This is a genomic window from Frankia sp. CcCS3, from assembly GCF_977927575.1.
On record NZ_CDWRCL010000104.1, the window covers coordinates 1 to 13,004 of the forward strand.

General features: G+C 70.7%; 12 protein-coding genes and 1 pseudogene. 10 read left to right on the forward strand and 3 right to left on the reverse strand.

Annotation, left to right across the window (positions count from 1 at the left end; genetic code table 11):
• Positions 1-689: 689 nt before the first annotated feature.
• Positions 690-2,054, forward strand: a pseudogene (locus AC08OQ_RS11090) (diguanylate cyclase domain-containing protein).
• Entirely contained in the window at positions 2,051-2,212 is a 162-nt protein-coding gene (locus AC08OQ_RS11095; RefSeq protein ID WP_462188879.1) for an SDR family oxidoreductase, read from the forward strand. The pseudogene AC08OQ_RS11090 and the gene AC08OQ_RS11095 overlap by 4 nt, the downstream one beginning before the upstream one ends.
• A gap of 21 nt (positions 2,213-2,233) precedes the next feature.
• On the opposite strand, the gene AC08OQ_RS11100 is transcribed toward AC08OQ_RS11095, so the two are convergent.
• Positions 2,234-2,659, reverse strand: coding sequence for a hypothetical protein (locus AC08OQ_RS11100; RefSeq protein ID WP_462188878.1), 426 nt, complete (start codon positions 2,657-2,659; stop codon positions 2,234-2,236).
• Positions 2,660-3,239: 580 nt separating this feature from the next.
• Here AC08OQ_RS11100 and AC08OQ_RS11105 point away from each other — a divergent pair.
• Positions 3,240-4,001 (forward strand): SDR family NAD(P)-dependent oxidoreductase, encoded by a 762-nt coding sequence (locus AC08OQ_RS11105; protein ID WP_476599639.1) that lies wholly within the window; start codon positions 3,240-3,242, stop codon positions 3,999-4,001.
• 43 nt (positions 4,002-4,044) lie between these two features.
• Here AC08OQ_RS11105 and AC08OQ_RS11110 read toward each other — a convergent pair whose 3' ends face one another.
• Both AC08OQ_RS11110 and AC08OQ_RS11115 read right to left on the reverse strand, forming a co-directional pair.
• A complete protein-coding gene (locus AC08OQ_RS11110; protein ID WP_462188876.1) occupies positions 4,045-4,308 on the reverse strand; it encodes a hypothetical protein in 264 nt (87 codons plus the stop codon).
• Positions 4,309-4,330: 22 nt separating this feature from the next.
• Positions 4,331-5,407, reverse strand: coding sequence for a thioesterase domain-containing protein (locus AC08OQ_RS11115; protein ID WP_476599651.1), 1,077 nt, complete (start codon positions 5,405-5,407; stop codon positions 4,331-4,333).
• Between the two features lie 354 nt (positions 5,408-5,761).
• On the opposite strand from AC08OQ_RS11115, the gene AC08OQ_RS11120 reads away from it, so the two are divergent.
• The 7 genes from AC08OQ_RS11120 to AC08OQ_RS11150 all read left to right on the forward strand — a co-directional run.
• On the forward strand, positions 5,762-6,262 hold the full coding sequence (locus AC08OQ_RS11120) for a hypothetical protein (protein WP_462188875.1): 501 nt from the start codon (positions 5,762-5,764) through the stop codon (positions 6,260-6,262).
• Positions 6,263-6,579: 317 nt separating this feature from the next.
• Positions 6,580-6,975: a hypothetical protein gene (locus tag AC08OQ_RS11125; RefSeq protein ID WP_476599642.1), complete on the forward strand. Its 396-nt coding sequence runs from the start codon at positions 6,580-6,582 to the stop codon at positions 6,973-6,975.
• Positions 6,921-8,060: a hypothetical protein gene (locus AC08OQ_RS11130; RefSeq protein ID WP_476599644.1), complete on the forward strand. Its 1,140-nt coding sequence runs from the start codon at positions 6,921-6,923 to the stop codon at positions 8,058-8,060. The genes AC08OQ_RS11125 and AC08OQ_RS11130 overlap by 55 nt, the downstream gene beginning before the upstream one ends.
• Complete coding sequence (locus tag AC08OQ_RS11135; protein WP_476599646.1) at positions 8,057-8,461, forward strand: hypothetical protein; 405 nt, start codon at positions 8,057-8,059, stop codon at positions 8,459-8,461. The genes AC08OQ_RS11130 and AC08OQ_RS11135 overlap by 4 nt, the downstream gene beginning before the upstream one ends.
• Positions 8,462-8,669: 208 nt before the next feature.
• On the forward strand, positions 8,670-9,833 hold the full coding sequence (locus AC08OQ_RS11140) for a TAXI family TRAP transporter solute-binding subunit (RefSeq protein WP_476599647.1): 1,164 nt from the start codon (positions 8,670-8,672) through the stop codon (positions 9,831-9,833).
• A gap of 67 nt (positions 9,834-9,900) precedes the next feature.
• Entirely contained in the window at positions 9,901-11,316 is a 1,416-nt protein-coding gene (locus tag AC08OQ_RS11145) for a serine/threonine-protein kinase (RefSeq protein WP_476604893.1), read from the forward strand.
• A gap of 298 nt (positions 11,317-11,614) precedes the next feature.
• Positions 11,615-13,004: serine/threonine-protein kinase (locus tag AC08OQ_RS11150; protein ID WP_476612025.1), on the forward strand; the 1,390-nt coding region annotated here is incomplete at its 3' end.

A 13,004-nucleotide genomic window follows, 5' to 3' on the forward strand; every position in this document is an offset into this window, starting at 1 on the left:
AGATCACGCCGCGATCCCCGGTCATCCGACCGCGCTCGATGTCCTTCCCAGCCTTACCCAGATCCCCAGGCCCGTCCAGATCCCCAGGCGCATCCGGATCGTCACCCGCGGGCCGGACCGGGCATCTGCTGTCTCCTCGACGCTGGCGGACAACCGTGCGCGAGCAGCTGGGGCGAGCCATCCCACTGCTCGTGCTGGGGACCGTCATCCTGGCCGCCACGGCGGTCACTCTGGAGATCGAAGATGCCAACCGGCGGCGAGACGAGGCCCAGCACATCGCCGAGGCTCACTCCCTCGTCCTCCGTCTGGCCGAGTATGTCGCGGACCTGGGCCAACCCGTGCGCCTGATCGACCCGATCTCCAGGCTTCCCTGGTCGCTGACCGAACCCGCCGTCGACCAGCGGGTGCTGGCCTCGGTCTCCCGGTCGGCGTTCGCGGGCCCCGACACCGTTCTGGCACTGGTCGATCTCGACGGCAGGCCGACGGCGGTCCAACCCACCGGCGCAACGATCCCGTTCCCCCCGCAGGACCGGATCTGGGCTCTCGCCCGCACCAGCGGAATCAACATCCCTGTTTTCCACCTGGGCGATCGGGTTCGGGCGTACAGCATCGTGCCGATCGTGCGGGACGGACGCAGCGCCGCGTTCCTGGTCATGGGTAGGCCGGGAGCCGGGATGCCGGGAGCCGAGATGGTCCGCATCTTTGGCGGCGGGGGCACCGGGACGAGCGGCACCGGAGAGGGCACCCGGATCGTCATCGTCGACGAGACCGGGCGCATCGCCCTGTCCGACGATCCGTCCGCGGTCGGGATCGCCATGACTGACGGCACGGAGCTGCGGTCAATCAGGCCAGGCCAGAGCCGGCGGGTGACGGTACGCAACGGCGGCGGTCACGTCGCCGTTGCCGCCGCGATCCCCGGCCATCCCACATGGGGGTACCTCATCCTGCAACAGGACGGCCCACTGCCGCGCGACCCGCGAGACAACCATGCCGTCGGCGATCTGCTGCTGCTCGGCATCGTGGCCGTCACGTTCTCAGGCCTGACAAAAATGATCTTCCGGGGAGAGCAGGCGGTCCGGCGCGACCGGGCGCGGCTGCAGACCCTGGTGCACGAGTCGCACGACATCATCGTCAACCTGGACCGTGCGGGCCGGCCGACCTTCATCAGCTCGGCGGTCGAGAGCCTGCTCGGCTACCCGGTCGAGGCCATGATCGGGCTGCCGCTCATCGACCTGGTCCATCCCGAGGACCAGGCGGCGACGCGGGCCTTCCTCGCGGACCGGCAGTGTGGTGGACCGGGGTCCCTTCTGGACGTCCGCATGCGGACGGTCAACGGCGGCCATCGCTGGTTCGACATCGAGGCCGGCGCCTGGCGGCCCGCGTCCGGGCCGGGCCGCTTCGACGGTGGTGTCCTGCTTACCTGCCACGAGATCAGCGAACGTCGTCAGTTGCAGGAGCAGCTACGGAAACGTGCCACCCACGACCCGTTGACCGGCCTGCCGAACAGGGCGGCGCTTACCGAATTCCTCGATCAACTGGCTCGGGAGCAGACTCCGTTCGCGGTTCTGCTCATCGATCTGGATGACTTCAAACCGATCAACGACACGTTCGGTCACCAGGTGGGCGACGATGTGCTGTGCACGGTCGCCACTCGGTTGGCCGACGTCCTCGCCCCGGGCCCGTCGGCGGCCAGCGCGGGACCGGTCGAGACGATCGGTCCCGCGATGATCGGCCCCGAGACGATCTGGCCGGAAGCACGTGCCGGGCAGGCGTTCTGACTCGGCGGTGACGAGTTCGTCATTGTGCTGCCCGGGGCCGACTCCCTGACGATGCGCCAGACCGAGCAGCGGGTGCGCGAGTTCATCGAGGCGCCCCTCACCGTGGCCGGCAACACCCTTGTGGTCAGAGCGACGATCGGCCTGGCGTCCTCGCAGGCCGTCGGGGGCGCCGGCTCGCACAGTCCCGAGAGCGTGGTCCGGCATGCCGATGCGGACATGTACGAGGCGAAGACGAGCGCCCGGGCCCGACGTTCCATCTCCCCCGCGGCGCGATGACTCCCGCAGCCTCCGCCAGCCTGGGACGCTGGGCGACGTCAGCCGGCAGAGCGGGGCGGATCCATGCTGAGGAGGTCGCCGGCGCGGTGCGATGGCTCTGCTCACCCGAGGCTTCCTACGTCACCGGAGCAATACTCGACGTGACCGGTGGGCGGTGACCATGTGCCACCGGGCACCGGTTATCGGGCACCGCCCCCCGCCAGCCGGTAAATAACCAGCGCCTCGGGGTGCTGTCGGGCGTGGCGGGCCACGGCTCGTCGGTAGGAGCCGGTGGCCCACCGCATGGTCCAGGTCACGCCGACTAGATCAAGCAGGGTTCCGAGGCGCCGGTTGAGATCTTCCCGGGCCTCCTCCTCGGCGATGCGGGCAGCGTTCATCACGGTCTCCACGCCAAACGCGCAGTGCATTCCCGCGGTCCACCGTGCCCAGCTCGACCATCGATCCGGGGCCGCGATGAGCACGAGGTGCGCGTCGAGCTTCGCGGCAAGGTCAGCGGCCAGCAGGACATCGGCCATATCCGACAAGTCTCCGATACGAAGACCGACGACGAGATGACGCTCCATCCGGACCTGCGAGTCCACTTCGGTACGCTCTGCCCGTTCCACGCTTCCTCCCGCGTTTCCTTTCTCCCGAGGCCCTCGGTCGCCCTGTCGACGTGCGCGGGATTGTCGCGCTTCACAGCCGGTGATGTCGAAGTGACCGACACATCGTCAGTACCCCCTCGACCCACAGATCACATGTTCCGGAACGCGTTTGTCGGCAGCCTGGTATGGCCGGCTGCCGGATAGGAGTCGAAATGAAATAACTTGCGCGTTTCGAACCCTCCACAGGCCTGTGACCTGCGATGATGCTCTCGATCACGTATTTGTTACTTCATTACGTCCCCATAATGCCGATGTTGCCGGATCAATGTTGGTCGTCGCCCGCCCGGTCGTACCGGTCGATTGTGACCGCGCCCACCGGAAAGGGGAAGGGTCTCGCCGTATTCGACGCACGCACATGCTCTCGGGACGGACCATCCGACAGATGCACAGCGCGCCGAACGCATCCGCGTACGGGAGGTGATTTGTCGGCACCTGGGCCCGGGACCTGCAAGGATGGCGGCGCGGGAAGCCCGGATCACTTGCCGGCCCGGGATAGGATCCATGATTAGGCGCGCGCCTCTTTATCGTAAAGGAGCATGCTATGTCCATATTGGACCGGTTCCGGGTGGACGGCCGGGTCGCCGTCGTCACCGGGGCGTCCTCCGGTCTCGGGGTGGACTTCGCCCGGGGCCTGGCCGAGGCCGGCGCGGACGTGGCCCTGGGCGCCCGCCGGACCGACCGGCTCACCACCACCGCCGAGCTCGTAGAGAAGGAGGGCCGCCGCGCCCTGCCGGTCGCCACCGACGTCGCCGACCCCGCCTCCTGCGAACACCTCGTCGCCGCCGCGATGGAGACCTTCGGCCGGGTCGACATCCTGGTCAACAACGCCGGGATCGGCACCGTCGTCCCCGCGCTCAAGGAGACCCCGCAGCAGTTCCGCTCCGTCATCGACGTCAACCTGGGCGGCTGCTATTGGATGGCGCAGGCGGCGGCGCGGGTCATGCGACCCGGCAGCAGCATCGTCAACATCTCCAGCGTCCTCGGCCTGACGACCGCCGGCCTGCCGCAGGCGGCCTACACGGCGAGCAAGGCCGCCCTCGTCGGCCTCACCCGCGATCTGGCCCAGCAATGGACCGGCCGGCGCGGCATCCGGGTGAATGCGCTGGCGCCGGGTTTCTTCCGCTCTGAGATGACCGACCAGTACCAGCCCGAGTACCTCGAGACCCAGTCGGCGAGGATCCTCCGCGGACGCATCGGTGAACCGGAGGAACTGACTGCGGCGCTTCTCTTCCTGGCCTCCGACGCCGGCAGTTTCGTCACGGGGCAGACCCTCGCCGTTGACGGCGGTTTCACCATCACCTGAGCCCTCCGTCCATATTGTCCGGCTCGCCGGAAACACCCGCCAATCAGGTCTCGAGCGGCATGAGTTCGGCGGCGAAGGCGTCGAAGAAATCCGGCCATCCGCCGGGCGTCGTGACCGGATGAAAGACGAACTTGCTCATCCCGGCGGCGAGATACTCGGCGATCAACGAGCGCGCCGCGTCCCGCCCGGCCGGAAGTAGCCGCTCCGGGATGACCTGCGGATAGCGCCGCCGCAACGCCGCGAACGCCTCGTCGAACACCTCCCCGCGGCGCCCGTCGGGTACGGGGCAGGAACGGCGGAACGCCATCGACCCGGCGACCCCCAGGAGATCAGACCCGGCGGCCGTCGATGCCGGGCACCGTCGCCAGCTCGTGGCGCAGTTCAGCCAGCACCCCGGCGACCAGCGGTTCCCGCAGGACGCCGCGGTGGTCCCCGCCGATCCGGCGGATCGCGGCGGGTCCGGTCAGGACGCCCCGCCAGGCCTCGATCTCGTCGTGGTCGTCGGCGAGCCAGACCGCCGTCCGGCCATCGTAGGTGCGGGGGCGGTAGGTCATCGTCAGGATGCGCCCCTGGTTGTAGAAGACGTCGTACTGGTGCATCCCCCGGAAGCGGACCACGCCGGCAAGCGGCAGCTCGACGAGCTGGCGCAGGCGGTCGACCATCACCCGCGGGGTCAGCGTAGGCCCGTCGTCGGCGGCGAGTGGGCCGATCCCCCGACCGGCGTCGGGCGGCGCCGGGGAGTCCGGATGCGCTCCCTCCAACTGACTGGTCGGCACGATCGTCCCGGATCGGGTCAGCCGCGAGGTACCCGGCAGGTAGGTGTCGATCAACGCCAGCAGGCCGACCTCGTGGCCCGCCTGCCGGAGAACCTGCGCGACCTCGAACGCGATCAGTCCGCCGAAGGAGTGCCCGGCCAGCAGGTAGGGACCCGTCGGCTGGAGAAGACGGATCTCCCCCACGTGCCGCCGGGCGGCGGCCGACACCGACCAGTCGGGGATGCCCCGCCGTTCCAGGGCGTGCGCCTGCATCCCGTAGACCCGCCGTTCGCCCGCGAAGTACCGGGCGAACGGGAGCAGACCGATCGCCGGCCCACCGGCCTCCGGGAAGCAGAACAACGGGGTGCCGGAACCGCCGGGCGTCAGCGGCATCACGGTGGGATGCCCGACGGACTCGCTCTGCCGGGCGGCCCACACCTCGGCGAACGCGGCGGGCGTCGGCGCCTGGACGACCACGGAGCTCGGCAGCCGGACCCCGAACTCGTCGCACAGGGTCGCCACCAGCTCCTGCGCGGTCGCCGCATCACCGCCAAGGGCGGTGAAGTCGTCATGCAGACCGACGGTCTCGAGGCCGAGCACGCGGGCCCACAACAGGGCCGCGGCCACCTGATACGGATCGGCCGCAGACATGCCCGGCAACGACATCACCCCACAGGACTAGGCGAAGAGCACATTGAACACCACCGGTCAAGATCATCGATACGCCGGCCGGGCGTTCGCGGGAACCCGTGATCGAGGCCCACGGCGGTGAGCCTGGTCCCGCCGGTCGGCCCACTCCCCGGTGGGGTGGCCGGTTCCCCGATGGGGTGACCCGTCCCCGTCGGGCATTGACGGCTCGGCGTCGGGCGCTCACCGTAGACGTGTGGGTGACGTGGGCAGACCGGAACGGATCGTCGAAGACGAGCCGATCAGCTTTCCCGACTCCGAGCCGCTGACCATCCCGGTCCCGGCCGCGCCGGAACCGGACCTGGAACCGGTTCCCGGGTGAGCCTGCTCGGCTGGCGGCAGTGGGCGGTGGACGCGCACGGCCAGCTACGCCCTGCCTGGACGCCGTGGTCGCCGTTTCCACCCGGGCTACTGCTCTGGCGCGCCGACGGCATGACCGAGGCACATTGCTTGCGCACCCGCCGGCCGGACCGGGACGTCGAGCCCGGCGAGCCCGGCGCGGGCCACGAACGGGTCCCGGACGAGCACTGCGCCTGCGGCCTGTACGCCTGGCGGGACCCGAGCATCCTGGCCGCCGCCCGCCCGCCCCGCTGGACCTCCCTGCCGTACGTCGTCGGAGTGGTCCGGCTCGGGGGGCGGGTCATCGTCGGTGAACGGGGCTATCGCGCGGAGCGTGGCTATCCCGTCGCCGTGCTTGACCGCGACGGCGTCGTCTCCGACGACTACGCCGTCGCGCGCTATCGCAGCTGCGCCGCGTTGGTGGCGGAATGGGCGGATCCGAGCGCCACGTCCCGCGGCCAGGACCGGGCAGCCGGGTAGTACCGCGCGCCGCACCAGAACGGCCCGGACAGCCGAACACCGGGAACCGCCGGAACCTCGAGAACGACCGCCGCCTCGAGAACGACCGCGACCGCCGGCCCGGGAAACCGGCGAGGGTTTCCGCACCCGGCCGAGGAACTCTCCCTCGGTGGGTATCTCTCCCCGTGTCGTATCGCGGGTAGACCGTTACCCCACACCGCCAAATAGTCACGCTATGTAGCCATGGAGGCAATCAGGGCGACTATGGTCGTGAACGCCCCGTACATCCCGTCCGCAGGGGGCGGATCGGGGTCGACGGGCACACGAGGGGGGCCGTCGTGACGCAATCCGAAACCGCAGGGACCGCCGGAGGTATCTCCGATCGCGGCACCGATCATGCCCCCGGCCACGGTGCACACCCGGCGCCGGCGATCCGGTCCTGGCGGATCCAGGTTCCTCCGCCGCTGTTGGTCGCGGTGGGATACCTGGCGGTGGCCGTCTGCATCTTCCACTCCGCCTGGGGGAATCTCGGGAACGTCTCCTACGGCGGCAACGACGCCATGCTGTTCGCCTGGTTCCTCGGCTGGACGCCGCACGCGCTCGCCGACGGGCTCAACCCGTTCCTGACGCACCACATCAACGTCCCCGACGGGGCCGCGACGTCCTGTGGAGCACACCCGTGCTCCTACTGGGCGCGCTGGCCGCACCGATCACGCTGCTGGGCGGCCCCGTGACCACGCTGACGGTGCTGCTGACCCTGGCGCCCGTGATCAGCGGATTCGCCCTGTTCTGGGTGCTGCGCCGATGGGTACGCCCGGGACCGGCGGCGCTGGCCGGCCTGCTGTACGGCTTCGGGCCGTACATGATCGGCGCGTCCTACGGTCATCTGCATCTGACCTTCGCACCGTTCCCGCCGGTTCTCCTGCTACTCCTCGACGATCTCGTGGTCCGCGGGCGGGGGCCGCGGCGCACCGGCGTCCTGCTCGGTCTGGCGATCACCGCCCAGGCGCTGATCGGCGAGGAGCTGCTCGCCACATCCGCGCTGGCAGCCACGTTCGGTCTTGTGATCCTCGCCGTACATCATCGCGATCGGATCCGATCGCGGCTACGACCGGCCCTGACCGGCCTCGCCACGGCCGGCGGAGTCGCCGCGGCCGCGCTCGCCTGGCCGCTGGGCACCCAGTTCCTGGGTGCCCAGCGGATCCACGGCTCGATCCAACCCGATGGAATCGCCGTGACGGATCTGCTGACCTTCGTCACGCCGACGCCGATGCAGGCCGTCGCCCCGGACGACGCGCTGCGCCACAGCCTCGGTTTCACGGGGAACGCGGTCGAGGTCAGCGGTTATCTGGGCGCTCCACTGATCGTCCTGATCATCGTGGTCGTCATGGTCGTCGTCACGACGGGTGGTGCGCGCCGGCCTCCGCTGGTCGGGGTGTTCGCTCCCCTCGGCGTGGTCATGGCCGTGCTCTCCCTCGGCGGTCACCTGCATGTCGACGGCCGGGACACCGGCGTTCCCCTCCCGTGGCTGCCCCTTCAGCACGTGCCGGTGCTCGGGAACGCGTTGCCCTCCCGCCTGGCGTTATACGTGATGATGTGCGCGGCCATCGTGGTGGCGACCGGGCTCGACCGGCTGCCGTCGAACCGGACGGCGCCCGCCGACCTGGACCCCGGACGGGGGATCCCCGCTCGGGCCCGGACCAGGACCGTCCGGGTGGGAGCCGGCGTGCTGACACTCTCTGCCCTGGTGGCACTCGTCCCCGCCCCGATGCTCACCACGTCGATGACGACGCCCGCGTTCTTCACTGGTGACGGGTGACCCTGATTCCGGAGGGTGCCACCGCACTCGTCGTCCCCTTTCCCCATCCCCAGAACGCCGAGGCCATGCTGTGGCAAGCCAGGGCGAACTTCCGGTTCGTCATCCCCGGCTGCTACTGCACCGTCCCCGGGCCCGACGGCCGGGCGGCGTTGCACAGCCCGCCGGACGCGCTGACGTCCGCCCTCATCGACATCGACAACGGCGCGACGACCGCCGCTGCCATGTCGGGATCGCCGCGGCTCCGGGCGGCCTACAAACGGCTGGCCCCGGACGCCGTCGTGCTGGGACCGGCGCGACGGACCGCCGAGCTACGCACGCTGCTGCGCGAACTCGTCGGCGTGGCTCCCCGCCGCGTCGGCGGAGTCGACCTGTGGCTTCCAGACCGGGAAGCCGGACGTTGACCTCGCCACCGGTGACCCCGTGTCGTCCACCGGACAAGCCCGAAGGCCCGCAGGGAATCGCACCCCGGAAGAGTTTCCGAGAAGCTGGCAGCCGGGCACTTTACCACCGCACCCCGGCCGTGAACCTGCTCTGCCGATTCCTCTACGATTTCCCGCATTCCGCGACCATGGTCGTCAGTGATCCACATCCCAGAGCGGAGGATGCGCGGTGTCGACGGACCAACCGGCCGGGTCCCGGCCGGAAAGGCTGACCCGACGGCAACGCCTCACCGTGGTGATCGGTGTGGTTCTCGCCGTCGCCGTCGTCACTTCGGTCGTTGCCACGTCCGATCGTTCCAGGGCGGCCGCCTGGCCGCCGGCGGGCCGATCCGCCTGTGCTTCGGTACAGATCTTCACCGGCAACGTCGGGTCACCCTATAATCAGTTTGCCCGGGTACTGCGGACCCGGTTGCAAGCCGCCCCGGAACACTTCGACGTGGACGTCGTGGAAACAGCGGGTTCCACGGAGAACATCTATGACCTGGAATCACCCGACAGCCGCGTCTGCGGGTTGGCGATCGCGCAGCTCAACACGACGGTCGACGCGGCGGAGGGGGTCAACCAGTTCGATCCGAACCGCGGTGGCCACCCGGTGGCGGGTCTGCGCACCCTCGGCCCCGTCCATCAGGACCTGCTGCACGTGATCGTGCGCGGCCCCACCAGCAGGTCGGATGACGTCGACATCACCCGCTTCGCCGATCTCTGCCATCGACCCATCGCCGCCGGCCGGCCGGGATCGGGGGTCCGGCAGATCAGCGAGGTGCTCCTGCGGGTGGCCCTGTCCGAGGACTGCCGCGGCGAGCTGGACGAATCCTCCATCGACGAGGCCCTGCGCCGCCTGTCCGCCGGGAAGGTGGACGCGGTGGTCTGGGCGGGCGAAGCCGGAACCCGGCAGATCAAGAACGCCATCGCCGGTGGCGCCCGGCTGCGCCTGCTCGACCTGTCCAGCTACCAGGACGGCATCACCGCCGACTGGGACCAGTTCTACCGGTCCCGCGGGCACTTCTTCGCCGGGCCGGTCTTCGGCACCGGAAGCCTCGGGCCCGACGACTACCGGGAGATCCCGCCGGTCCGGACCGTCACAATCCCCAACGGCCTGCTCGCCCATGCGGACGCCGATCCGGTACTGGTCAGGCGGGCGACCGCCGAACTGTTCCGGGATCCGCAGGACTACGCAGAGGCGCTGTGGGGCGACAACCCCGGGGGACGGACGGTCCCGGACGCGCTGTCCGTCTACGAAGGACCGCTTTTCTGCTATATACCGTTGCATCGGGCCGCCACGGAATACTACGTTCAGAGATTCCGACGCCCACCGGGCTGTGGTGCGACGTGACAGCGCCGCCAAAGGCAGCGCCGCCGGGGACAGTGCTGCCGGGGACAGGGACGCTCGAGGACCAGCCGTGCTAAGACCACTGAACGACACCGACCCGCGGGTGATAGGGCCCTATCGCCTGCACAATCGCATCGGCGCCGGCGGCATGGGCGTTGTTTACCTGGGATTCGGGCCGGACGACCAGCCCGTCGCGGTAAAGGTGCCGCACGAGGTGCATGCCAGTGACCCCGAGTGCCGTGCCCGCTTCCGTTCCGAGGTCTCGGCTGCCCGGGACGTGCAGGCCGACACCGTCGCCCGGGTGATCAGGGCCGAGGTGGACGGGCCGAAGCCCTGGCTCGCGACCGAATACGTGGCGGGCCCCACCCTGCACGCCGCCGTCCAGGAGAGCGGCCCGCTCACGGGCCGCTCTCTGGATGGGCTCGCGATCGGTCTCGCCACGGCCCTCGAGGCGATCCACACCGCCGGCGTGGTGCATCGCGACCTCAAACCGGCGAACATCGTGATGTCCTGGCCCAGTCCCAAGGTCATCGACTTCGGGGTGGCCCGGTCGGCCGACTACACCGGCTACACCCAGGCGGGCGAACTCGTCGGGACCGTGGCCTGGATGGCCCCCGAGCAGATCAACGGCCAGCAGGCGGGATCGGCCGCGGACGTCTTCGCCTGGGGATGCTGCGTGGTCTTCGCCGCGACTGGGCGACGTCCCTTCCGCGGCGAGGCGCCGGAGATCGTGGCACTGCACATCAGCTCGACCGAGCCGGAGCTCGACGGCGTGCCCGAGCGGCTGCTCGGTCCCGTTCGCCGCGCCCTGACGAAGAACCCCGGGCACCGGCCCTCCGCCGGCGAGCTCGTCCGCCTGCTCACCCAGCGGCTCTCCCCCAGGGAGACGGCCGACGCCAGCAACGGCGTCCCCCCGGTCACGGCCGCGGAACCGAACCGCGAGCAGACCCGGCCGACCCCGAATCCCGGCCCGCCGGCAACCCCTCCCCCCAAACCCTCACCCGTCCCGACGCCGCCATTTCCCCCAGCCGGGCCCGCGCGTCCTTCCCGTCCTTCACGTCCTTTCCGGTCCTCGTCACGGTCATCGGTCCTGACCGCGCTGCTCACCCTGACCGGTCTGGCCGCTGCGGCCGGGGTCTGGGCCGCTGGGACCGAGCGGACCGGCCATGCCGTCGTTGGACCGGTGGCCGCCACGATGATCGGCTTCATCTGCGGACAAATGACCTTCCTGAGTGACCGCCGGATCGGCGTCCTGACGACCGTGGCCGCGGCGGTGAGCGGGTCGGGGACCGGTCTGCTGCTCGCGCGCGTCCTGGATGTCGACGAGCCGAATCGGGTACTGCTGTCGGTTGCCGGCGCCCTGATCGTCGCCACGGCCTTCGCGGGCGCCATGGCGCCGTCCCGGCCGGCCCCGGGGGTCGGCCCGGAACCGACGGGCCGGGCGGGCCGGGCGAGTCGGGGGGGTCACACCGGCTCCTGGAACTGACCCACCCGGCCTCCCACCCGAACACCGGTGGGGAAGCCGGCACGGACACCGCCGAGGCGACCCTGCGCCCGCCCGGCGCCGCGGCCCCCGGCCAGCGCCTCGTGCCGGAACGCCCCGACCCGTCCTGACCGACCCGACCCCGGCCCAGCCCGGCCTCACCCGACCCGACCCCGGCCCGGAGTCACGCGGGTGCCCCGGTCCACGGGCTCCCGGCGAGCGGGCTGCCCGGCAGCGTCTCGATATTTCCGTCCACTTGGGAAGCTGTCCTGCGACAATGGAGGAAGCCAAGGGGGGTGTCGTGGCTACCGTTCCGGTAGGCAACCGTATGGTGGCGGGCCGATACCGACTCGTCGCGCGGCTGGGTGCGGGTGCGATGGGGACGGTGTGGCGTGCCTTCGACTCCGTGCTGGAGACCGAGGCAGCCCTCAAGGAGATCGAGTTCGCCGGCAGAGTCGCCGAGGCCGAACGCGCGGACCGGGTCGAACGCGCCCTGCGGGAGGCGCGCCACGCGGCCAAGCTTCGCAGCCATCCGCATGTCGTCACCATCCTCGACGTGCTCTTGGAGAACGGCCTGCCCTGGATCGTGATGGAGCTCGTGCCGTCTCGGTCCCTGTTCGAGGTGGTCCGGTCCGACGGGCCCCTGCCCGTCGCCGAGGTCGCCCGGATCGGGACCGCGGTGCTCGACGCCCTCGTCGCGGCACGGGCGCATGGCATCGTTCACCGTGACGTCAAGCCGTCGAACGTCCTGATCCGGACCGACGGACGGGTCGTGCTCACCGACTTCGGCATCGCCACCGGCGACGGCGACCCGACCCTCACCGTCACCGGTGTCCTCGGGACCCCCCTTTACATGGCGCCGGAGCGGCTGAACAACCAGCCCGCCACCTTCGAGGCGGACCTGTTCAGCCTGGGCGGCACGCTGTACTTCGCCGTCGATGGCCGGCCGCCGTTCGAGCGGGACACGTTCGCCGCGATGCTCGCGGCCATCCTGCTGCACCCGCCCGCCCCGGCGCACCGGGCCGGCGAGCTGGCCGCGGTGCTCGACGGCCTGTTGGAGAAGGACCCCGGCCGGCGGATGACCCCGGCCCGGGCGCGCGAGCTGCTCACCCGGGCGGCCCGGGCCGATCCGCCGCGTCGGGCGGCCCACGTTGACGAGCTGTCCTGGCATCCAGGGCCCACCGCCGGAGCGGCGCCCAGCCAGGTGTCCGGCGGGCACGTCGATCCCGACGCGCCGCAGACCGGCTATCCCGCCGCCCCGATGGAGCTCACCGCGGTGGAGCAGGACGGCGCGGTCCTGCTCCGATGGGAACCGTCGGCCACGCAGGGCGCCTCCTACCGGGTGTCGCGTGTTCTCGTCGATCCCACGGCCCCCGGCGGCCACCGCGAACGCAGCCTGGGCATCACCACGGCCACCGAGCTGTTCGACGCCGGCGTGCCCAGGGGCGTCCCGCACTGGCACGAGGTGGTCACCACGGTGTCCGGCGAATCCGGCCAGCTGCGGTCCGTACCGGTCCGTACCGGTCCGCACCCCGACCCGCACGCTCTTCCCGCCCGTCACGGCGCTGCGGGCAAGTATGATCGACGACGCGGTCGCGCTGTCCTGGCGTCCGGTTCCGGGGCAGGGCTGCGTCATCATCGAACGGACCTTCGCCGAGACCTCCCCGCTGTCGGGCGCGAAGCGCCGGTTC

Bases quoted from the DNA above. Each gene is read 5' to 3' on its own strand.
- AC08OQ_RS11095 (WP_462188879.1), top strand. From the start codon at position 2,051: ATGACTCCCGCAGCCTCCGCCAGCCTGGGACGCTGGGCGACGTCAGCC.
- AC08OQ_RS11115 (WP_476599651.1), bottom strand. From the start codon at position 5,407: ATGTCTGCGGCCGATCCGTATCAGGTGGCCGCGGCCCTGTTGTGGGCC.
- AC08OQ_RS11110 (WP_462188876.1), bottom strand. From the start codon at position 4,308: ATGGCGTTCCGCCGTTCCTGCCCCGTACCCGACGGGCGCCGCGGGGAG.
- AC08OQ_RS11105 (WP_476599639.1), top strand. From the start codon at position 3,240: ATGTCCATATTGGACCGGTTCCGGGTGGACGGCCGGGTCGCCGTCGTC.